The organism is Kitasatospora sp. NPDC088391, from assembly GCF_044753345.1.
Lineage (GTDB): Bacteria > Actinomycetota > Actinomycetes > Streptomycetales > Streptomycetaceae > Kitasatospora.
This window is the reverse complement of record NZ_JBIVNB010000001.1, coordinates 753,107-773,726: the sequence shown is the minus strand read 5'-3', so window position 1 is coordinate 773,726 and position 20,620 is coordinate 753,107. Positions and strand designations below refer to the sequence as shown.

The 20,620-nt window shown below is 75.6% G+C and carries 17 protein-coding genes and 2 riboswitches; of the genes, 2 read left to right on the top strand and 15 right to left on the bottom strand.

The window, feature by feature from the left end:
- Nucleotides 1-49: 49 nt before the first annotated feature.
- Nucleotides 50-275, bottom strand: a riboswitch (cobalamin riboswitch).
- Nucleotides 276-966: 691 nt separating this feature from the next.
- The 9 genes from ACIQBJ_RS03300 to ACIQBJ_RS03260 form a co-directional block, all read right to left on the bottom strand.
- Nucleotides 967-5,151 carry an NACHT domain-containing protein gene (locus tag ACIQBJ_RS03300; RefSeq protein WP_400702597.1) on the bottom strand — a complete coding sequence of 1,395 codons (4,185 nt, stop codon included), beginning with the start codon at nt 5,149-5,151 and terminating at the stop codon, nt 967-969.
- Nucleotides 5,148-6,284, bottom strand: a complete 1,137-nt coding sequence (locus ACIQBJ_RS03295; RefSeq protein WP_400702594.1) for a hypothetical protein — start codon at nt 6,282-6,284, stop codon at nt 5,148-5,150. Before ACIQBJ_RS03295 ends, ACIQBJ_RS03300 begins: the two co-directional genes overlap by 4 nt.
- A 320-nt stretch (nt 6,285-6,604) precedes the next feature.
- Nucleotides 6,605-7,069, bottom strand: a complete 465-nt coding sequence (locus tag ACIQBJ_RS03290) for a flagellar hook-length control protein FliK (RefSeq protein WP_400702591.1) — start codon at nt 7,067-7,069, stop codon at nt 6,605-6,607.
- 61 nt (nt 7,070-7,130) lie between these two features.
- Entirely contained in the window at nt 7,131-8,174 is a 1,044-nt protein-coding gene (locus tag ACIQBJ_RS03285) for a peptidase (RefSeq protein WP_400702588.1), read from the bottom strand.
- A gap of 96 nt (nt 8,175-8,270) precedes the next feature.
- A riboswitch (cobalamin riboswitch) is annotated at nt 8,271-8,420 on the bottom strand.
- Nucleotides 8,421-8,569: 149 nt separating this feature from the next.
- The gene (locus tag ACIQBJ_RS03280; RefSeq protein ID WP_400702585.1) at nt 8,570-9,028 is read right to left on the bottom strand and encodes a hypothetical protein; all 459 of its coding nucleotides are present in this window, start codon (nt 9,026-9,028) and stop codon (nt 8,570-8,572) included.
- A 281-nt stretch (nt 9,029-9,309) separates the two neighbouring features.
- Nucleotides 9,310-9,480 (bottom strand): hypothetical protein, encoded by a 171-nt coding sequence (locus ACIQBJ_RS03275; RefSeq protein ID WP_400702582.1) that lies wholly within the window; start codon nt 9,478-9,480, stop codon nt 9,310-9,312.
- 36 nt (nt 9,481-9,516) lie between these two features.
- On the bottom strand, nt 9,517-10,503 hold the full coding sequence (locus tag ACIQBJ_RS03270) for a M56 family metallopeptidase (RefSeq protein ID WP_400702579.1): 987 nt from the start codon (nt 10,501-10,503) through the stop codon (nt 9,517-9,519).
- The gene (locus tag ACIQBJ_RS03265) at nt 10,500-10,877 is read right to left on the bottom strand and encodes a BlaI/MecI/CopY family transcriptional regulator (RefSeq protein ID WP_400702576.1); all 378 of its coding nucleotides are present in this window, start codon (nt 10,875-10,877) and stop codon (nt 10,500-10,502) included. The genes ACIQBJ_RS03270 and ACIQBJ_RS03265 overlap by 4 nt, the downstream gene beginning before the upstream one ends.
- 98 nt (nt 10,878-10,975) lie before the next feature.
- Nucleotides 10,976-11,896, bottom strand: coding sequence for a LysR family transcriptional regulator (locus ACIQBJ_RS03260; protein WP_400702573.1), 921 nt, complete (start codon nt 11,894-11,896; stop codon nt 10,976-10,978).
- A gap of 112 nt (nt 11,897-12,008) precedes the next feature.
- Between ACIQBJ_RS03260 and ACIQBJ_RS03255 the strand changes: the two genes are divergently transcribed.
- Nucleotides 12,009-12,821: an inositol monophosphatase family protein gene (locus tag ACIQBJ_RS03255; RefSeq protein WP_400702570.1), complete on the top strand. Its 813-nt coding sequence runs from the start codon at nt 12,009-12,011 to the stop codon at nt 12,819-12,821.
- A 64-nt stretch (nt 12,822-12,885) separates the two neighbouring features.
- Nucleotides 12,886-13,524 carry an NADPH-dependent F420 reductase gene (locus tag ACIQBJ_RS03250; protein WP_400702567.1) on the top strand — a complete coding sequence of 213 codons (639 nt, stop codon included), beginning with the start codon at nt 12,886-12,888 and terminating at the stop codon, nt 13,522-13,524.
- 69 nt (nt 13,525-13,593) lie between these two features.
- Here the strand turns inward: ACIQBJ_RS03250 and ACIQBJ_RS03245 are convergent, their stop codons facing one another.
- The 6 genes from ACIQBJ_RS03245 to ACIQBJ_RS03220 all read right to left on the bottom strand — a co-directional run bounded on the left by ACIQBJ_RS03245 (nt 13,594) and on the right by ACIQBJ_RS03220 (nt 20,598).
- The gene (locus ACIQBJ_RS03245; RefSeq protein ID WP_400702564.1) at nt 13,594-14,388 is read right to left on the bottom strand and encodes a phosphotransferase; all 795 of its coding nucleotides are present in this window, start codon (nt 14,386-14,388) and stop codon (nt 13,594-13,596) included.
- Nucleotides 14,389-14,466: 78 nt separating this feature from the next.
- Nucleotides 14,467-15,870, bottom strand: coding sequence for an aldehyde dehydrogenase family protein (locus tag ACIQBJ_RS03240; RefSeq protein WP_400702562.1), 1,404 nt, complete (start codon nt 15,868-15,870; stop codon nt 14,467-14,469).
- Nucleotides 15,871-15,985: 115 nt separating this feature from the next.
- On the bottom strand, nt 15,986-17,725 hold the full coding sequence (locus ACIQBJ_RS03235; RefSeq protein ID WP_400702559.1) for an asparagine synthetase B family protein: 1,740 nt from the start codon (nt 17,723-17,725) through the stop codon (nt 15,986-15,988).
- Nucleotides 17,726-17,977: 252 nt separating this feature from the next.
- The gene (locus ACIQBJ_RS03230) at nt 17,978-18,544 is read right to left on the bottom strand and encodes a hypothetical protein (RefSeq protein ID WP_400702556.1); all 567 of its coding nucleotides are present in this window, start codon (nt 18,542-18,544) and stop codon (nt 17,978-17,980) included.
- Nucleotides 18,545-18,563: 19 nt separating this feature from the next.
- On the bottom strand, nt 18,564-19,379 hold the full coding sequence (locus tag ACIQBJ_RS03225) for a hypothetical protein (RefSeq protein WP_400702553.1): 816 nt from the start codon (nt 19,377-19,379) through the stop codon (nt 18,564-18,566).
- A 37-nt stretch (nt 19,380-19,416) separates the two neighbouring features.
- A complete protein-coding gene (locus ACIQBJ_RS03220; protein ID WP_400702550.1) occupies nt 19,417-20,598 on the bottom strand; it encodes a hypothetical protein in 1,182 nt (393 codons plus the stop codon).
- Between the last annotated feature and the right edge of the window lie 22 nt (nt 20,599-20,620).

Here is a 20,620-nt window from a genome sequence, read left to right as displayed (position 1 = left end):
GAGGTGCACGCCGACCCGCCCACGAGGTCACCGGGGGCCGGGCGCGAACGGTCGCGCCCGGGCAACGGGCAGGTCTTCGGACTCGCGGGCACACCCGGGGAGTTCGGCACTCCCGGGCACCTACTGGCCGTCGCTTCCCAGGCCCGTCCGGGCCCAGTGCGTATGACGGCGGTCGTTCCCGCTCACCGCTGCGGGGCAGTCCCGGATTCCCACCGGGTTCCCTCTTGCGACGCTCTGCCTGGCGGACAGGGCGAACCAGTTGCGCGGCCAGTGTAACGGCCTCTGCGGCCGGGGAGGTTGCGCACGGCCGCAGCGGCGCTCGCGCGGGACCCGGCGGGCGATGCATCGGCTCCGGCGAGCCGTTCGTCCGCTGGATCGGCGACCACACCGTCGTCGACATCCCGCTGCGCTACGAGGCCAGCGAGATGAAGGCGCGCGTCGCCTTCGACACCGACGAGAAGGTCGCCGGGATCTTCGCCCTGCCCCTTAGGCAGCCCGAGCCCCTGAGGCTGCCGCGGCCTGCCCGGCCGACACCACGTCAACCACCCCCACCGGAGGGACAGATGAACGGGAGCGTACCCCGCTACGACGGCGGCGGCATCCGCTGCGACGACCAGGGCCTGACGATCCGCCGCTACCACCCCTGGGCTCCAAGCGGATCCCCTACGCGGCCGTCCGGGGCGTCGAGACGCTGCCCCTGACCGGAGTCAACAAGGTCCGCAGACGGCGGGTCTGGGGCTCCGGCGACCTCCCCCACTGGTGGAACCTCGACACCCGCCGCCCCGGCAAGAGCCTCGCCCTGGTCCTCGGCCGCCAGTACGCCCCGCCATCACCCCCGACGACCCGGACACCGTCGCCCGGATTCTCGCCGACCGCACCGTCTGACGCCAAGTCGGGCCCTGGAGCCGGGACGCCCGACCCCGTCGGTCCCGCGCCCGGGAGTTGCACCGCGCTGCCGACGGGCCGTCACTCGGCTGCGCACAGCGCCTGGAGCCTCACCAGCGCCCCCTCGTCGGGGCGGGCTCCTGCCAGCGCGGCCAGCAGGGCGCGCCGCGCCGGCGGCCCGCCCTCGCCGTACACGTAGGCGGCGATCGCCCGCAGGTAGTCGACGGCGATACTGTGGTCCGCCACCGGGAGGAACCCGTGGGAGCCCATGAGGGTCTGCATGTCCCGCAGGATCCCGTTCCGGAACTCACGGCTCATCATGTCGGGGAATTCCTGCAGGATTTCGACCAGTGCGGCTTCCTCCTGCGCGGGGCGGCTCCGGCGGCCAGCCCCCGACAGGACGCGGACGACCTCGTCGAGGTCAGCCGGTGTCCAGGTCGCCGCGAGGCAGTTGGCCCGCGCCGCAACCAGCGCGGCCCGCAGGCTCAGCCGATCGGGGAACTCGGCAGCCAGCCCCCGTAGTTCGGCGACCGCGGCGGGAGTCCCACGACGGCTCAGCAGACCGGGCAGGGAATCCCGCCACTCCCGGGCCGTCATCTCGGGCGTGACCGCGTAGGCTCCCGTCGGCCGGACGTAGTGGTGCGCCGGGAAGTACCGGTTCAGCCAGTAATAGGTTTCGCGCAGTCCTGACTCGTCGGCGTGGTTCTCGATGAGGGCCCGGCTGTCGTCCTGGGAGAGCCCCAGGGCGAGGGCCCGGCCGAACGGTTCCGGCATGCTGGCCAGTTCTTCGAAAAGCGGCCATGCATCCGATGCGCTGTGGGCGAGAAGCAACTGGGCGGCGATGACGGCGATGTCGACTTCCGGGGCCGCACTGCTTTCCCCGGCCACCGCGAGTGCGTGCTCGGCGATCTCCAGCGCGAGAGGGCAACCGTCGGCGAGGAGCCGGCTGAGCAGCTTGGTCCAGCTGCGGACCAGCGCAGGTCGGCCGTCGGTGCGCTTTTCCGTGATCGCTTCCCAAAGGGCTGCTGCATCGGCTGCCCGATCGGCGCAGCAGCCAGGGACCAAGGCCGCAGACAGCAGGGCGAACAGATCTTCCACCACTGCCCTGACGGTCGGCGACCAGCATGCCTCGACCCGCTCCAGGACCCACGATTCCGATCCTGCGGAGAACTGCCTCTCGGAGAGGGTCTTGATCGCCCTGGCGAGTCCGACGGGATCATGGGTGACTGCCCTTCGGAGGAGTGCGTCCCATGTCTCGGGGGAGAGCAGAGTGCCGTTGGCGATGGCCCCCATCCATGCACCCCACCGATCGGCAGGGAGATCGTCCAACCTGTTGTCGTTCTCCAGCAGGACCAGCGAGATGAGTCCGGCCCATGCGCGCTTGTCCTCCTGGCCGAGACCCAGCCACTCCTCGGCGTGATCGTTCTCGCGCTGCAGGAAGTTCAGGGCGTACACCGGCAGTTCGGCCAGAAACTCCTCGGGTAGGACCGAGGACCCCGGCCATTCCGGGATGTCGACGGTGAAGTGGGGGACGATCAGCCCCCTGTCCGGATCGACCTGGAAGTTCCACAGGAGCATCCAGAAGCTGTCGGTGTCCCCCGAGGACACCCTCTCCCACAGCAAAAGTTGATGTGCGGTGAATTTCTCTCGCTCCGACCATGTCGGTGCGGCGGAGGACCGGTGGTTGCGCCGCCATATCTTGGCCAGTTCGCCATGGATCTCAAAGGGCTGGTAGAACCAGGAAAGATATTTCCAGGCCGGGTTTTCTTGATCGTGGTATGCGAGTTCGAAGTGCTCCCTGTTGTCGATGTCGAAGAGGACCGAGGCCAAGTGGGCGTAGCCGTCGGCGAGTCGGCTGTCTGTCGCACACTCGGCTGCGCGGGCAAGGGCCCAGGCGAAATCGCTGCTGTCGAGCAGCGTGGTCCTGTTGCCCTGAGGCAAAAGGCTTTCGAAGAGCGAGCGATGAGGTGACGACCATTCGCGAATGACAAGCCAGGCAAAATATCTCCCGCCTTCGTCCGTGTCCGACCGGTGGTCGAGCATGGCGGTGGCGAGTGCGCGGCGCATTTCCCGAACCTCGACAGGATCCGACCCGTCGACCAGGACTGGATTCAGCGCGGTGGGGAATTCTATTTTTCTGTGATGCAAGAAGCGGGTGGCGGCGATTCGGGCGACATCGGGAATCATGGCCGCCCAGTCGGGCGCGCTCAATGCCCGGTCGATGATTTCGGAGGAAAATCTCTCATCGATGACAATGATGCCGTGAATTCTGCCTTCGCCAGCAGGTTTGGAAATGTTTTCGACGGCCCAGCTCAGAACCTGCGGGACAGCGTTTTGCGGGCACGTGGTGGGAAGGGTGGAAAGAAAATTCTCATACAGTCCGTACCGCTCATAGGAGGGCGGGGCGGTCAGCGCTTTCAGCATCGCCTCCGTGTCGAGGAAGCGGGGCCAGAGCAGGCTCAGCAGGCTGCCGCGCAGAGCGTGAAAGCGATCCGCATCGGGGTCCTCGGCCAGGTCGGCCAGGACCTTCCGCAGCGCGGGAGCGGCCGTGGCCGGGTCGCAGCCCATGGCGTTCCTGGCCGCGTGGGCACGGTCGTCGGCCGGCCAGGCAGGGTTGGCTGCGACCTTCAGCAGGGGGGACGTCAGCTCTGCGGAGGGGCACTGTTCTGCCAGGCGGAGGGCCACGCGGGCGCGGGCCAGGGTGGGCCAGTCGGTGAGGTCGGCGGGGTCGGTGGCGAGGGCGGGGAGGAGTTGGCGGGACAGGCCGGGGTGGCCGAGCACCCACCGCGTGTGCGGCCACCAGGTTTCGCCCAGTTCGACGTCGACGGCCCGTTCCAGCAGTCGGCCGACGATCAGCTCCTTGACATTGTCGGCGCGGACCAGCCCGCTGTGCATGGCGAGGCTCTCCGGGTCGGCGGAGGCCAGCCACTGCGTGCGCGCGGGGGCGAGGGCGACCAGCCAGGAGGCGGTTTCGCGGAGCGGGACCGGGATGCCGGAGATCTCCTCGCCGGGATTGCCGACCAGGAACAGGCGCTGCAGTTCGGCGTCCGTGACGGAGCGGGCGAGCAGGTGCCGGGCAGTGAGGAAGGCGGCGATCGAGGAGTGCCGGAAGGCGAGGCGGTGGGGTCCGGCGGCGGTGAACAGACCGGTCGCGAGCGTTTCGGCGAGGGCGGCCGGGGTGACGTCGAAGGGCTTACCGTCGACGGGCGTCCGCTCGCTGCCGCCTGGGAGGGTGTCGACGTCCAGGTCGGTGGCGCGCGGGCCGCCGTCCAGCGGGGTGCCCTGCCAGAGTGTGCGCCGACCGGACAGAACCAGCCGGGCGGCGATCCGGCCCGCGATCTCCAGCCGTTGCAGCCACGTGGTGGAGGGCGGCGAGGCGGGGCACCGCTCCTCGTCGTACTCCTGCGCCAGCAACTGCACGCCACTGTCGAATAGTTCGAGCGCGCCGCCAGCGAGATGACCGGTCGTCAGGTAGGTGCGCACCATCAGTTCGAGGGTGAGCGGCACGCTGGCTAGGGCGCCGGCGCGGACGGCGACGATCTCCGCGACCAACTGCTCCCCCCGGCCGGTGTCGGTGCCCTCGGTGCCGGTGAGGGCGCTCTCGGCGAGCATCACCGCGTCCTTGCGCGAGAGCGGGGCGAGGTCCAGCAGCGCGCAACTGCCGAAGGTCTCGTGCAGGACCCGGGTCAGGCGGGCCGGGTAATCGCCGGTGCGGCAGGCGACCCGTAGGCGGAGCGCGTCCGGGGCCTTGTTCCGCAGGGAGCGGGCCAGGCGGGCCGGCAGCCCGCTACTGCGGACCAGTTCGCTCTCGTCGAGCTGGTCGATCACGACTGTCAGGACGCCCCCGGCCGCCCGGGTCCGGCCCGGCGTCCGGGTGGGCAGGGCCGCCAAGTGCCGCCCCAGCACTTCGTCGTAGGTGGCGGGTGTCAGCTCCGGGCCGTCGATCCACAGCAGGCGGTCCGCCGAGGCGGGCAGGGCCGGGTCGTCCCACTCCGGCAGGTCGGACGCCAGCATCCTGAACAGCGAGGTCTTCCCGGCGCCGGGTTCGCCGAGCAGGACGATCGCCTCCCGGTCGGCGATGTCGGCGGCGGCCACCAGCCCGCCCACCCGGTCCGCGTCCCCGGGCCGGGCGAAGGCGGGGATGTCGGCGAAGAAGCCGTCGGGGTCCAGTGGGAACAGGTCGGCGTCGGGCGAGCCGCTGGGGGAGCCGTCGGCGCGGACGCGGCAGTACCGCGAGGCGCGGACGGGGAAGACCTCCCGCCTCACGGCAGCAGCAGGCGGAGCCCGTCGAGGGCCCGGTCGTCGGGGCGGGCGGCGGCGAGCACCTGGTACAGGGCGGCGTACGCGGCGGCGGGGTTCCGGTAGGTGCGCAGCCGGCGCGCGAGGTCGCGCACGTGGTCCCGGGCGACAGGGGATTCGGCGGTGGTGAACGGTCGGGCGAGGCCGAGGAGGTGACCCAGGTCGGAGAGCAGGTCCTGCCGGAAGGCGGTCCTCGACATGTCGTCAAACGCCATCAGGGCGTCGACCAGTTCGGCATCGGGCGGGGACGGCGCAGGTTCCGCAGGCGTCGCGCCGATCCACGGTGCCGGTGCCGGTGCCGGTGCGGAGGGCGCCACCGAACCGGGCAACGGGGCTGGAGCGGGTCGCGGTTCGAGTTCGAGGAGCAGCGCCCGCAGCGCGGCGGCGGCGTGGACGGAGGCGCGGTGCTGCGAACCCGCCGCGTCGGCCCCGGCCTTGCCCTCGTCGGCGTGGTCGCTGATGCCTCGCAGGGTGAGGACCTGGAGATCCCGCGACAGGTCAGCCACACGGTACAGGCCGGCGGACTCCATCTCGACCGCCACCGCGTCGCCGTAGTGGAAGTCGATCTGATTCCGCAGCGGGGCGTCGAGTGAGTTCAGGACCACCTCGGCCGCCACGATCGGCTTGAAGTGCACCTGCGGCGGGTGCGCCGACGGCAAATCGGGAGCGGCCACCCACCAGGTGTCCGACCCCAGGGCGACCCCGGCGGTCTGCTCCAGCACGTGCGAGGCGGCGGAAGTCGCCGGGCGCGCGCGGAACCCCTCGGAGGTCTCCTTGCCAGGGTGAGCGTGGTGCACCACTGTCGCCACCACCACGTCGCCGAGCCGGACTTCTGGTTTCAGGCCGCCGGCCACGCCGACGAACAGCAGTGCCCGGGGCTCCAGCCACGTGCGCACGCGCTCGGCGATCGCTGCCGTGCCCAGGTTGCCCGTCCCGCTCCTGACCACGGCGACGGAGCCGGACGTTCCGGGTAGCCTTCCCCGCACAGCACGGGTGCCTTCCGGGTGGACGAGGGGCTCCCGGTCGACGAGCAGGTCCTCCACGGCCCGGGCCTCGACCGGCAGCGCAGTCAGGACCACCACTTCCGCGACCGACCCCATGGGCGTCTTTCCTCACCTTCCGACGGAGTGTCACCCGAGCCTAGCGTCCCGTCCGTTGCGGAGGTGCCGCCGAACGGGTAGTGGACCGGCGTGTCGTTCGCGCGGTGTGCGAACCGAGGTCGCAGTGGGGCGCAGGATGCCCCGGTGCGGTCCCCTCCGAGGCGTTCACCGCCTTCTGTTCAGGTGCATGTCCAGGTTGCCGCGATGCCCGACGGCCGCCGCCACCTGTGGACCGGCCGCACCGCGGCCCGAAGTCCACGATCCGGCCGGTCCGCGGTCCACGATCCGGCCCGTCGGCGGCGGGGCCGGATGACGGACCGTCAGGGGGCGGTGATGCCCGGCTGGGTGCCCGCGCCGAACGCCCAGCCCTCCACCTCGCCCGGCGCCGGGTCGTAACCGCCCGCGCCCAGGCTGCTGTAGCTCCACGCCCCGCCGTGCGAGGCGTGCCAGTACGACCAGTACGCGGTCGCGGGCGCGCCGTTGCACGGGTTCGGCAGCGCGTTGATCCGGCAGACGAAGCCCGGGAAGCGCGGATGGAACGCGTACGAGAACCCGGCCCCCGTCAGCGCGGCCAGCCCGCTGGACGGGTCGCCGGGCGCGCACCCGGTCTGGACGGTGCCGCCCAGCGCGGTGAAGTCCACCACCACGGTGACACCGGTGGTGCCGCTGCACGCCGCCGCGTGCGCGGGCGGCGCGGCGACGGTCGACGCGCCCAGCAGCGCGGCGGTCAGGACGGCGGCGGCCGTCGGGGCGAGCGGACGGCGGAACGAGAGGGTGCGGAACACGCGGATGCCTCCTCGAAGGGAAGGAACGGAAGGGAACGGAGCGGGGGACGGGCGCCGGGCGTCAGTGCGCGCAGGCCGGGACGGGCGCGGCCGCGCGCGACCCCTGGGAGCGGAGCCCCGCCAACGGGGCGCCGGACAGGCCCAGCACCGCCTGCGCGGTCGCCCGCGTCGCGGTCGCCGGGTTCAGGCCGGCCGCGTCGTAGGCGACCGCGCCCCGGTCGGCGGCCGGCGCGCCGCAGCCCGCCTGGAGCGAGCGGACGAACCCCCGGGCCCGCACCCCCGCCACCGGACGGCCCCCGGTCAGCAGCGCCTGCGCCGCCAGACCGGTCGAGTTGGCGTTGCCCGCGGCCGCCCCGGCCGCCGCCAGCGAACCGTCCGCACCCTGACGCGCCACCAGCCAGGACAGCCCGGCCCGCGCCTCGGCACCCCGGCCGGTCGCGGCCAGCGCCTGCGCGGCGAGCGCCGTCGCGTCCGGGTCGGACGCGCAGACCGGCTGCCCGAAGGAGACCGGGAACCCGCCGTCCGCGCACTGCGCGCCCGCCAGGTAGCCCGCCGCCGCCGACGGCGCGCCGCCGGGGGTGCGGGCCAGCGCCAGCAGCGCGAACGACTGGCCCAGGCTGTTGCTGTAGTCGCCCCACTGCGAGAGGTCGGAGAACCGCCCCGACGGCTGCAGCCGCGCCCGCAGCCGCGCCACCAGGTCGACCCCGCCGAACGCGGCCGGGTTCGCGCCGCGGACCTCCGCCGCGAACGCCAGCTTGGCGGTGGCGCCCGCGTACGACTCGCCGACCCCGTCGCCCGCGTACCCGGCCAGGTTGGCGGGCTGCGCGAGCCAGGCCGTGGCCCGGGCCGCGGCGTCGTCGGAGACCTTGGCGGCGGCGAAGGCCAGCACCGCGTCGATCGTCAGCCCCTGGTCGGGGTAGGAGACGCCGCCGTAGCTGCTCTCCAGGTGGTCGCCGCCCACCAGTTGTCCGGCCAGCCAGCCCGCGGCCGCCGCGTCCGGGCGCACGGTGACGGGCGGGGCCGCCGAGGCGGTGGCGGCGGGCAGCAGGGCGCCGGCGAGAACGGCGCTGGTCAGCAGGACGGCGGCGCGAGCGCGCAGTGACATGGAAGTCGGCCTTTCCGGGCCCGCGGGGCCGGGAGCCCGGCCGTCGCGCGCGAGCACGGCACCGGGGTCCGACCCGCAGTCCGCGACGGGTGGAAGGTCATGGGAGGACCCGGTGACGGGCATTCGGGCTCGCCCACCACCTGCGCGGATGGGCCTACCGTTGCGGGACAGCGCCGGAATTCGACCGGACTTCCCCCACCACCGGACGTACAGCTGAACTGACGGGCCATCATTCCGGCGGCGCCGACGAACGGTCAAGAGCCCGCCCCCGCACGGTGCCGCACCGCACGGCGCGCCGCGAGCGCGCGCGAGCCCCCGTCCCCGGCCCCATCCCCGGCATGTCCGCAGGCCGGTGCGCCGCCGACCCGCGGGAGCGGCGCGCCGCCGACGGGCGGTCAGCCGCCCAGGACGGTGTTGCCCGTGATCGAGAACGTCGCACTGTCGACCACCACGGCGTGCCGCACCCCGTCCGGTCCGAGCACGACCGCCCGCCAGGCCCGGCCGCCGCCCTGCTCCGTGACGGGGCCCAGCGACTCGACCTTGCCGCCCAAGACCGCACCGGCCGCCTTGACCACCGCGTCGGCGGCGTCCAGGGACGGCAGCGGGGCGGGCGCCTGCCGCGCCGCAACGCCGTCGTCCGTCTCCCGGTCCCGGCCCGTGCGGCCCTCGTGACCACCCTGGCCGTCGTGACCGCCGGGTCCGTCCCGGCCGTCCGCCCGCTCGCCCGCGGCGGCCGCCGACCGCTTCCCGTCCCCGCGGTCCTCGCCCTCGTGGTGGAACGCCACGGCGACGCCACCGCCGATCACCACGACGGCCGCGCCCGCGGCGACCCAGCGCGTCGCCCGGCCGCGCACCCACCGACGGACCGCGGCCCCGCGGGGCCGTCCGCCTTCCGGCCGTTCCTGCGACCCGCCCGTGCCTATCGGTTCGTCCACCGTGCCCACCCGTTCCTCGGACCGGACCGGGCCCCTCGCCCGGACGCTGCGGCCAGCATGACGAGGAGGCGCTGAAGGGTTGCTGAAGACCTGAAGACGGCTTCAGGCCCGCCGGCGCGCGTACGGCCCGCGCGCGTACGGCCCGCGCGCGTACGGCCCGCGCGCGTACGGCCCGCGGGGCACGGCGAGGGGGCCGCCGGTCAGCCGGTGGGCAGCAACACCACGAACTCCGCGCCGCCCTCGCCGGAGCGCGCGAGGGCGATGCCGCCGCCGACATCGCCGCCCGCCGGCCCGCCCCGGACCTTGCGGAGCACTGACGGCCAGCCCCCCGCCACGACCTGCGGCAGGTCCCGGGCGAACAGTCCCCGCACCGACGGCGTCCGATCCGGGCCGGTGCCGACGGGGCCTCAGTGCCCCACCAGCACCCGCGCCGCGTGCTCGACGTACTCGTGCAGCCCGTACGACGCCGCCGACGCGACCAGCGCCGCCCCCGACACCGCCGCCGCCAGACCCCACGCCCGCGCCCGGGCGGCCCGCCCCCGCGGACGTTCCGGTACGGGGCCGAGCAGCGCCGCCACCCGCCGCGGCACCGGGCCCGTGCCGACCGCCATCAGCGGCCCCCGCTCCGGGCGGGCGCCGGTGGCGAGTGCGGCCCGGGCCAGCGCGGCCGCCGCCACCCGCCGGTCGCCCGCCCGCTCGGCCGCCGCCTCGTCCGCCCACCGCTCCAACTGGAAGTCCAGCGCCGGGGCCAGCCCGCGCACCGCCGGGTGCACCGCCCCCGCCAGGTCCACCAGCGCGGACAGCAGGTGGTGACGGCCCCTCAGGTGCGCGCGCTCGTGCGCGAGGAGCACCTCCCGCCCGGTCGGCCCCAGCAGCCGCAGCATGCCGGTGGAGACCACCACCCGCCCGCCCGAGCCCCGCCGACCGGGCAGCGCGAACGCCTCCGGACGGTCGTCCGCCACCACCAGCACGTCACCGCCCGGCCCGCCCTCCGCCGGTGCCCGCCCGCCCGCCGGCATCTGCTCGACTGCCGGTGCCTGCTCGACCGCCAGCGCCCAGGCCCGGGCCAGCACGGCCCGCTGCCGCCGACGGCGCACCAGCAGCACCCCCGTCTGCACCGCCAACACCGCCCCGGCCGCCGCCGAGACCGGCACCACGACGGGCCACCGCGCCACCACCTCCGCGAACGGCACCCGCTCCAGCACGGCCAGGAAGGGCACATGGAACAGCGCCACCAGCGCCGCCACGGTCACCCCGGCCATCAGTACCGCCCCCGCCACCAGCACCCCCGCGGCCTCCCGCGGCGGCAGCAGCCCCGCCAGCCGGCGCACCGCCGGCACCCCCGCGAACGGCAGCCCGAGCAGGAGCCCGACCGCGACCAGCGCCGCGGTCACGCGCCGTCCTCCGCCTCGCCCAGCAACTGCCGCAGCGCCTCCTCGTCCTCCGCCGACAGGGACGACACGAAACGCTTCAGCACCAGGTCCCGGTCCGGCTCCTTCTCCAGCTCCCGCCGCATCCGCCCCGCCGCCAGCCCGGCCGCGTCCGCCACCGGCGCGTACGCCAGGGCCCGCCCGGGCCGGGAACGCGACAGCGTCCCGTTCTCGTACAGCCGCACCAGGATCGTCGCCACCGTGGTCCGGGCCGGCGGCCGGCCCAGCGCCTCCTTCACCTGCTGCGCCGTCAGCGGCCGACCCGCCGCCCACAGCACCTCCAGCACCTCCGCGACGAGCTCGCCGTGCGGCCGCCGCGCCTCCCGGTCGTCGTTCACCGTCACCGCTCCGGACCCGCCCGCGCGAGCACTGTCGTTAGCCAAGCCTTACCTGACCACACCCTACGCGCCCGCCCGCCGCGCCCCCCGACGGCGGGTCACCGGCCCGGGGCGGGCGGCGGCGCGAACAGGTCGCGGACGGTCGCGGTCGCCAGGTCGCGCAGCCAGGCGTGGGCGAGGTCCTCGTCGTAGCGCTGGTGCCACAGCAGGTGGAGCGGGACGCCGGGGAGCGGGAGCGGCAGCGGCAGGGTGGTCAGGCCGAGCCGCTCCCGGGCGGCGCGGGTGACCGCGTCGGGGAGGGTGACGACCAGGTCGGTGTCGTGGGCGAGCTGCAGCGCGAAGGCCGTGGTGGGCCCGGCGGCGGCGACCCGCCGTTCCAGGCCGCGGGCGGCCAGCGCGTCGTCGACCGGGTCGCGCAGGCTCCCGCGGCGCGAGACGGTCAGGTGCTCGGCGGCCGCGTAGCGCTCGGCGCTCGGCGGGCCCTCGGCCAGGGGGTGGCCCGGACGGACGGCGACCACCAGTCGGTCGGTGCCGACCAGGCGGTGGCGGACGTCGGGGAGCGTCGGCGCGGCGGAGCCCGATTCGAGGTCGACCTCGCCCCGGCGCAGTTCGGCGTCGTCCGAGCCGGGTTCGGCCGGCAGGCGCAGCCGGACGCCGGGGGCCTCCCGGCGGACGGCGGCGATCAGGGCGGTGCCGCAGGCGGCGGTCAGCGCGTCGTGCCAGCGCACGGTGAACACCCGGTCCAGGCCCGCCAGGTCCAGTTCCCGCTGCGCGGACAGGAGTTGGTGGGCCTGCTGGACGAGGGAGTGCACCTGGGCGCGGATGGCCAGGGCGCGCGTGGTGGGCACCATGCTCCGGCCGGTCCGGACCAGGATCTGGTCGCCGGTGGCCTTGCGGATGCGGCCCAGGGAGCGGCTCATCGCCGGTGCGGTGACGTGCAGGCGGTCCGCCGCGCCCGCGACGCTGCCTTCCTCCAGCAGGGCGTCCAGGGCGGTGAGCAGGTTCAGATCCAGTTGCATGGGAGTAATCCTACGAGTGATCAGCATGCACTTGTTGTTAACGATGAGGGAGCCTACCTTCGAACTGCGGGCGGGAGAGGCCGCCGCACCCACCGGAACCAGGGAGACCGCCATGAGCACCGCCACGCCCTTCGCCGCCGACACCGCCCTGCTGTCCGAGGTCACCGCCGCCGTGCGGGCCGCGGGCCGCACCCTGAGCGGGCGGCACACCACCCGGGCCCGGGGCACCGGCCTGGACGAGATCGTCGCCGAGATCCACGCCAACGACGACGCGGTGCTGGACGTGCTCAAGGAGCCGCTGCTGCGGGCCCGTCCGGGATCGCGGTGGGCCGAGGACGAGCTGGCCGGCGGGGCGCTCCCGCCCGGGGAGTGGTGGGTCGTCGACCCCGCCGAGGGCAACATCAACCACGTCCACGGCATGGACGACTGGGCGGTCACCGCCACCCTGGTCCGGGACAACCTGCCGGTGCTCACCGTCGTCCACCTGCCGCTGACCGGCCACACCTACACCGCCGTCGCCGGCGGCGGCGCCCACCTCGACGGGCGGCCCCTGACGGTGTCCGCCAAGACCGACCTGGGCGCCGCGCTGGTCGGCACCGGCCAGGCCCGGCCCGGCGAGGACGAGCGGACCTTCCGCCGGATCGGCGACTCGGTCACCGCCATGCTGATCAACGGCCTGGTCGTGCGGGTGTCCGTGCCCGCCACGATGCAGCTCATCCACGTCGCGGCCGGACGCACCGACGCCTTCTGGCAGTTCTCCGACGTCCGCTCCGGACTGGTCGCCGGCGCGCTGCTGGTCGCCGAGGCCGGCGGCACCGTCACCGACCTGGCGGGCGCGCCCTGGCACGCGGGCAGCCGCGACTTCCTGGCCGCCGCCCCCGGCGTCCACCCCGCCGCCCTCGACGTCCTCGCGCCGATCGCCTGACCCGGCCCGCCCGCCTGCCTTGCTGTCCCGCCCGTCTCTCGCAGTCCGCAGAAGGAGCACTCCCATGACCAGCATCGGCATCCTGGGCACCGGCCGCGTCGGCGCCGGCCTCGCCCGCGGGCTCGCCGCGGCCGGACACCCGGTCACCCTCGGGGCCCGGAACCCCGCGGCGGCCGCGGCCCTCGCCGCCGTCCCGCGGGTCGCCGTCACGGACCAGCGCACCGCCGCCCGCACCGCCGACCTCGTGATCAACGCGACCCCCGGCGGCACCGCGCTGGAACGCCTCGCCGACCTGCGCGCCGAACTCTCCGGCAAGATCCTCGTCGACGTCTCCAACGCCACCCGCGACGCCGCCGACGGCCTGCCCGGCGACCTCTGCTACCCCGGCGGCAGCCTCGCCGAGCAGCTCCAGGCCGCCCTCCCCGCCACCCGGGTGGTCAAGACGCTCAACACCATGCTGTTCACGGTCATGACCGCCCCCGGAACCCTGGCCGTCCCGCCGACCGCCTACCTCTCCGGCGACGACCCGGACGCGAAGCGGACCGTCGCCGCCCTGCTCGGCGACCTCGGCTGGCGGCCCGACTGGATCGAGGACCTCGGCGGCATCGACACGGCCCGCGCCACCGAGGCCATGATCCTGGTGGTCCCCCACCTCCTGCGCCGGTACGGCTTCCGGCCCTTCGCGGTCTCCCTCGCCCGCTGAACCGCGCCACCGGCCCGCGCCACCGGCCCGTGCTGCGGAACCTGCTGCGGAACGTGCCCCGAACGGCCGTCAGGGGCGCAGCGCCCGCTCCAGGTGCGGGCGCTGCTCGGACAGCCAGGACTGGATGCGGTCCCAGCGCGGCCAGCCGCCGTACGAGGCGAAGACCTCCAGGAAGGCGGGGTCGCCGGCCCCGACCCGGCGGGCGACGAAGGCCCGGCAGGCGGCGGTGGTCTGCTCCAGGGCGGTCGGCAGGGCCGTCCGGTCGGCGGGGGAGAGGCCGTAGGCGTCGGCGAACAGGGCCAGTCGCGGCAGGACCGGCAGGTGGTCGCGGGCGGTCTGCGCGGCGGTGGCCGGGTCCAGCACCGGGGCCCAGTAACGGAGCGTCATGGCGACGTCCCAGACCGGGCGGCCGGGCGCGGCGTAGTCGAAGTCGATCAGCGCGGCGGCCGCGCCCGAGCGGAAGACCACGTTCTCCGCGCACGCGTCGTTGTGGCACAGCAGCGGGCCGCCCTCCGGGTCGGCGAAGTCCTGCGGCCAGTCCGCGGCCGGGTCGAACGGCGTCCGGGCCGAGGCGTCGTGCCAGCGCCGCAGCAGCCGCGCCACCGACACCAGGGCGTCCTCGGAGAGCGCCCACGCCGGGTAGGGCAGCAGCGCGACCTCGCCGGGCAGGAACTCCACCTGCTCGCGCCCGTCGGCCACCGGGCCCACCGGCACCGGCGCCCCCGCGAACCCGCCCGCCCGGAGCGCCGTCAGGAACCCGTGCAGGGCGGCCGCGTGGGCCGGGGCCGGCCGCTCCACCACCGCCCCGCGCCGCCACACCGCACCCGCGTTCGCCAACCCGCCCGCCAACAGTTCCTCGTCCATCCCGAGATGATCAGGGCCCGGGCGGGGCGGCGTCCAGCGCTTTGCCCGGCGTGGGCAACGGAAAGGCCGTCCGAGGGGTCACCGGACCAGGCGGGCCGTCACGGTCTTGGGCCGCTGGTAGTCGCGCAGGGCGAGGGCGGAGAGGTCGGTGCCCGCGCCGGAGCCGCGGCGGCCGCTGTGCGGGAGTTCGGCGGACTGGGCGAGGTGGCAGTTCAGCCAGACCTCGCCCGCCGAGATCCGGTCGGTCAGGGCCAGGCCGGTGGCCAGGTCGGTGGTCCAGACGGAGGCGGCCAGCGCCTGCGGGACGGACTCGGCGAGCGCGACGGCCGCGTCCGGGTCGGCGGCGCGCTGGACGGTCAGCAGCGGGCCGAACACCTCCTCCCGCACCGCCGGGTCGTCGTCCGGCAGGTCGGCCAGTACCGTCGCGGGCCGCCACAGGCCGTCGCCGCGACCGGGCGCGGTGTGCACGGACCCCGCCCCCGAGGCGGCGACGATCCGGTCGTAACGGGCCGCCTGGTCGGGGTTGTTGAGCGGACCGAAGTCCCGCCCGGACCACCGCAGGGCCATCGCGGCGGCCAGCGCCGCCACCGCCGCCCGGTACGCCTCCTCGCGGTCGGCGACCACGATCACCCGGGCGGGCGCCGCACAGCTCTGCCCCGCGTTGTACGTGCAGGCCGCGGCCAACTGCTCCCAGGTGTCGGCCGGTGCGTCGGGAAGCACCAGCACCGGGCTGTTGCCGCCCAGTTCGAGACTGACGGGGGTCAGCCCGGCCCGGGCCGCCACATCGGCGCCGCCCGCCGGACTGCCGGTGAAGGCGACCAGGTCGCAGCCCGCGCCCACCAGCAGGCGGCCGGTCTCCCGGTCGCCCGGCAGCGCCGTCAACACGCCTGCCCCGAGGGCCTGTTCGGCGTGCGCGGCGAGCAGCAGTGCGCTGTCCGGAGTGGTCTCGGCGGGCTTCAGGACCACCGCGTTCCCGGCCGCCAGCGCCGGGGCGCAGCGCCAACCCGCCATCAGCAGCGGGTAGTTCCACGGCACCACGGCGGCGACCGTGCCGACCGGCTCCCAGCGCACCCAGCTCTGGTGCCCGGCCAGGTAGTCCCCGGCCGCGGGCGAGGTCCCGGCCCGCACCGCCCCGCCGTAGAACCGGAACAGGTCCGCGACCTCGGCGATCTCGCCCGCCGCCTCGGCCGCCGGCTTGCCGGTGCCCGCGCACTCGGCGGCCAGGTACTCCGCGGCGTGCCGCTCCACCAGGTCGGCGAGCGCGGCCAGCCGGCGGTGCCGCTCGCGCGGGGTGAGCGCCGCCCAACTCCTTTGCGCCGCCCGGGCCCCGGCCACGGCCGCCGCCACCTCGGCGGCCCGGCCCGGCCGTCGGGCCCCGCGGGCCTCGCCGGTGCGGGGGTCGAGCAGCACGGTCGGGGCGGCCACGGTGTCCCGGTCGGCCTCGTCGGCCTGCGGGGCGGTTCCGGCGTTCGGTGCGGTCATCGGGTGCTCCAGGGGTAGCGAGTCCCGGGCGTACGGCCGGGGTTCAACGGGGTTCGACGGCGTTCAGCGGGGTTCGACGGGGTTCGACGGGGGGTGGGCCGCGCGGGGCGGCCGGTCACAGGTCGTAGGCGCGCAGCCAGAGTTCGAGGGTGAGCAGCAGCCACAGCTTGCCGCCCTGCCGGGGCAGCAGCAGGCCGCCGCCGTGCATCCAGGTCTCCACCGTGTCGGCCCGGAACAGGCCGCGGGCCCGGGCGGTCGGCCCGAGCAGCAGGTCGGCGGTGAGCTCGGCGAGCGGTCCGCGCAGCCACTGCTGCACCGGCACCCGCATGCCGCTCTTCGGCCGGTAGGTGACGGTGTCGGGCAGTAGGTCCCGGACGGCCTCCTTGAGGATCCACTTCTCCTCGGTGCCGCGCAGCTTGAGGTCCGGCGGGGTGGCGAAGGCGTGGTCGACGACCCGCCGGTCGAACAGCGGAGAGCGGCCCTGGACGCCCTGCGAGGAGGTCAGCCGCTCGACCTTGGTGAGGATGTGGTGCGCGCCCTTGGTCCGCAGGTTGCAGTGCAGCAACTGGTCGAGCAGGGACGGCATCCGCTCGTCCGTCAGGTACGGCTCGACGTGCCGGCGCGGGTGCGGCGCGCCGTCGAGCCCGGCCAGCGCCTCACCGGTGAGCAGTACCGGCAGGTCCTCCCAGCACTTGCGGTAGGTGTGCAGGTAGGCGTCGGCCCGGGCGCGCGGGGACGGGTCGTCGCGGAGCAGTTCGAAGACCAGCATCGGCAGGTTCTTCGGCCCGCCGAACACCGGGTCGCCGCCCTCGCCGTTCAGCGAGACGCCCAGCCCGTCGGCGGCCACCGCCTCCGCCAGCATCAGGTTCGGCACCGTCAGCGGGTCGCCGACGGGGCTGTCCAGCAGCGCCACGGTGTCGGCGAGCCGCGCCGCGACCTGCTCGCCGGGGACGGTCAGCACCCGGTGCGCCGTCCCGCAGTGCGCGGCGACCAGGCCCGAGTAGCCCAGCTCGTTGGGCAGTTCGGAACCGAAGCTGATCGAGTAGGTGCGCACCGCCCGGTCGTGCAGCCGCGCGGCCAGCGCCGTCACCAGCGAACTGTCCACCCCGCCGGAGAGCAGCACCGCGACGTCCTGGCCGACCGGCAGCCGCCGCGCCACCGCCTGCTCCAGCAACTCCCGCAGCCCGGAAGCGAAGTGACCCGGCGTCAGGCCGGGGTCGGCGGGCTCGGCGCGCGGCTCCCAGTACGGCTCGGTCCGGACGGTGCCGTCCGGGCGCAGCCGGGTGACCTTGCCGGGCAGCAGCTCGTGGACGCCGCGCAGCAGGGTCTCCTCGCCCGGCAGGTAGGCGAAGGTCAGGAAGGAGCGGACCGCGGCCAGGTTCAACCCGGTGTCCACGCCGGGGTGTTCGCGCAGCGCCCGGAGCGAGCTGGACACGGCCCAGCCGCCGTCCCGGGTCCGGCCGTGGAACGCCGTCCGGGCCCCGGCGTGGTCGCGGACCAGCACCAGCTCGTCGCCGTCCAGCACCGCGAGGGTGAACATGCCGTCGGCGGCCCGCAGGCCGTCCGGGCCCAGCGCCAGCCAGCAGCGCAGCAGCAACTCCCCGTCCGGGCAGGACGGTTCGGCCGGACGCCCGGCGGCGGCCAGCGCGGCCAGCAGCTCGCCCCGGTTGTGCAGGGTCACCTCGCCGACGGCCGTCCGCCCGTCCACCGTGAACGGCCCCTCGGCGAACCCCGGTACCCCGTACAGCAGTTGCGCCGAGAGCCGGGGCCGCGACAGCGCCAGGTAGCGGGCCGCCCGGTGCGGCCGCCCGCCGGCGCCGAGGACCTCCGTGGTCGAGGAACGCGGATCGGTCACGACGGGCTCCCTTCCGGGCGGTACGGGGCGAACGCGCGGGCCGGGCCGCCGAACAGGACTGCGAGAGCAGCGGACACACCCGCGCCGAAGCCCGATCGGCCCCCCGCCCACGGTGCCGCGGCGGCGGGGCGGTCGGTCCTGCGGGCCCGGTGGCCGGTTCGGTGCGGCCGCGCGTCGCCCGCCGTCCGCAGGGCCGGTGCCCCGGCGGGGCGGGCGGAGCGGGCTGCGGGGCAGGCGGTTCGGGGGCGGGGCTCAGCCAAAGTCGTCGCCGTCCCAGCCGTCGTCCGCCGGGGCGGTGCCGTCGTCGCCGTCGCCCGCGCTGCCGAAGCCGCCGCGGTCGTCGTCGAAGTCACCGAAGTCGTCCCCGCCCCCGCCGTCCCCGCCCCCGCCGTCGCCGCCCGAGGAGGCGCGGGCCCGCTCGGCCTCGCGGCGGAGTTCCTCCTCCTCGTCGGCGGACAGGAACTCGGGGGCGTACGCGGCGGCGGCGATGCCCGCGCCGAGGCCGAGGGCGCCGAGGACGACGCCGACCCGGCCGGGGAAGGAGCTGCGGTTGACCAGGACGTACTGGCCCCGGCCCCAGACGGTGCGGCCGTAGCCGAGGTCGCGGCCGTAGCCGACCCGGCCGTCCGCGTGGGTGCGCTTGACCAGGTCGCGGCCGAGGCGTTCGTCGGTGCCGGAGTCGCCCCGGTCGTCCCGCCAGTCGATCCGGCCGTCCGCGCCCCGGGTGCGCCATTCGCTGCGCCCGTCGGAGTACCGGCGGTGCACCGTGCCGTCGGCCAACAACTCGTCGCTGTAGGTGATTTCGGGTGGCTGGGTCATCGTCCACGTCCTCGCGGGGTCAGGGCGTCGGCCAGGTCAGGAAGCCGGTGTCGCGGGCCCGGGTGGGCGCGGCCGGGCGGGCGGGCGGCGCGAAACCGCCGCCGCGCAGGGTGCGCAGCACCGTGCGGAGCAGGCGGGCCGGGCGGACGGCCGCGAGTTCGGCGACCCGCCCGCCGGCCAGCCAGTCCCGTTCGGCGACGGGCAGTTCGGCGGGCAGCGCGTCGGCCGCCGGGCGGGGCCGGCCGCCGGGGGCGGCCAGGTGCAGGGCGGCGGCGTGCCGGGGGAGCAGGCCCGCGGTGCGGACCAGCAGCCCGGGCCCCGCGTGCTCGCGGACCCGCCGGAACAGCTCCAGCCCGGCGGGCGAGGCGTCGTGCAGCACGTGCACCACCGCGCCCTCGGCCCGCGCCATCGCGGCCAGCAGCCGGGGCTCCAGCGGCAGCCGCTCGGGGGTGACGACCGGGCAGGCGCCCTCCAGGTGCAGCCGGTTGGCGAGCAGCATCCCGGCGATGCCCGGGTCCTGGCAGACCAGCAGCCGGGGGAAGGCGTAGTCGTACAGGTCGCGCTCCGGCCCCGGCCGGTGCGGGCGCGGCGCCACCTCGTCCGGCAGCACCGGGAGTTCGGGGTGCCGGGCGAGCGCGGCGGCGAACCGTCCGGCGGACAGCACCGGCCGGGTGGTGTAGCGCAGCCGGTGCGGGCCGCGGTGCAGCGGCAGCAGCACCCGGTCGGTCTCCCAGTACAACTGCCGTGTGGTGAAGGCGAGATGCCCGGGCCGGGCGCACCGCTCGTGGGCCTGCCGCAGGGCGCGGTCGACCAGGCGGTCGGCTAGCGACGGCATCCGGTTCCCCCCGAACGGGCGGCGCGGGCAGGGGAGTTCACCGGCCACCGCCCTCGGCGGGCCGGGCGGCCGGGGCACCCGTGGAGCCGGCGGCGTCGGCGGAGCCGCGGGGCGCGGGGACGGCGGTCGGCCAGGTCAGGAAGCCGATCCGCTCGGCCCGCCGCCGGGTCTCGGCGGGCGACTCGTCCGGGGCGGCCGACGCGACCGAGGCCGGGGCGGGCGACGGGACCGGGGCGGTGACGGCCCGCTCCACGGCCCGCTCGACCATGGCCATCAGCTTCGCGGGCGGCAGCGTGATCAGCGGGGAGGTCCAGTTGTCGACCAGCCAGTCGCGGTCCTCGCGCTCCAGCCGCTGCCAGGCGGGCGTGGCCGCCAGCGCGGGCGGCACGTCCACCGGCCCGGCACCGCCGGCGCCGCGCAGCCGGACCGCCTTCGCGGGCACCCGGACGGCCTTCGGCACCAGCCCGCAGTCGACCACCCGGCGGCCCGGCAGCGCGGCGCGGACGGCCACCGCGTACCCGAGGGCGGCCAGCGACAGGTCGCGGACCAGCACCACCGGCAGCCCGGCCGGGACCAGCGCCGCCCTCTCGACCAGCCGCACCCGGTGCCGGGCCTCGAAGTCGTTGGCGCGCAGGAACGCCGCCACGGCCGGGATCTCGCAGAGCACCGCGGCCCGGGCCTTCACCATCGGCGCGCCGGGCAGCGCGGGCACGTGCTCCACCAGCCCCTCCGGCAGGGCGTGGTAGACCGACCGCCAACGGCCGATCACCTGCCGCTCGAAGGAGTTCAGCGAGGTGGCGAAGACCATCGGGGCGGGCGGCCGCAGCCGCTCGCGGAAGCGGAACTGCCGGGCCGACAGCAGGACGAGGAGCAGCACCGGCACGGCGAACACGCCCCACAGCCAGGGGCCGACGGCGGTGGCGACCACCGCCAGGACCACGGCCGGGACCGCCAGGCCGACCGCGCCGCCGACCGAGCCGACGGTCTCCCGGCCGGTCGGGAAGCGGTACAGGCGGCGCTCGTTGATCCAGTACAGCTGCTCGACGGTGATCCGCAGGCCGCCGCCGGTGGCCTTCTCCACCAGCTGGCGGAACTTGGTGTCGTGCAGCCGCCCGGGCTCCACCTTCGGGTCGAGGGCGAACACCTTCCGGCACTTGTCGCAGGTGTGGTGGGTGCGTTCCCGCTGCCGCCGGTCGACGTGGCAGTGCGGACAGATCATCGGTCGTCCTCCCTGGTCATCG

Coding starts and splice junctions, on each gene's coding strand:
- ACIQBJ_RS03220 (WP_400702550.1), bottom strand. CDS start 20,598: ATGATCTGTCCGCACTGCCACGTCGACCGGCGGCAGCGGGAACGCACC.
- ACIQBJ_RS03240 (WP_400702562.1), bottom strand. CDS start 15,870: ATGACCGCACCGAACGCCGGAACCGCCCCGCAGGCCGACGAGGCCGAC.
- ACIQBJ_RS03285 (WP_400702588.1), bottom strand. CDS start 8,174: ATGTCACTGCGCGCTCGCGCCGCCGTCCTGCTGACCAGCGCCGTTCTC.
- ACIQBJ_RS03225 (WP_400702553.1), bottom strand. CDS start 19,379: ATGCCGTCGCTAGCCGACCGCCTGGTCGACCGCGCCCTGCGGCAGGCC.
- ACIQBJ_RS03230 (WP_400702556.1), bottom strand. CDS start 18,544: ATGACCCAGCCACCCGAAATCACCTACAGCGACGAGTTGTTGGCCGAC.
- ACIQBJ_RS03295 (WP_400702594.1), bottom strand. CDS start 6,284: ATGGGGTCGGTCGCGGAAGTGGTGGTCCTGACTGCGCTGCCGGTCGAG.
- ACIQBJ_RS03250 (WP_400702567.1), top strand. CDS start 12,886: ATGACCAGCATCGGCATCCTGGGCACCGGCCGCGTCGGCGCCGGCCTC.
- ACIQBJ_RS03260 (WP_400702573.1), bottom strand. CDS start 11,896: ATGCAACTGGATCTGAACCTGCTCACCGCCCTGGACGCCCTGCTGGAG.
- ACIQBJ_RS03255 (WP_400702570.1), top strand. CDS start 12,009: ATGAGCACCGCCACGCCCTTCGCCGCCGACACCGCCCTGCTGTCCGAG.
- ACIQBJ_RS03245 (WP_400702564.1), bottom strand. CDS start 14,388: ATGGACGAGGAACTGTTGGCGGGCGGGTTGGCGAACGCGGGTGCGGTG.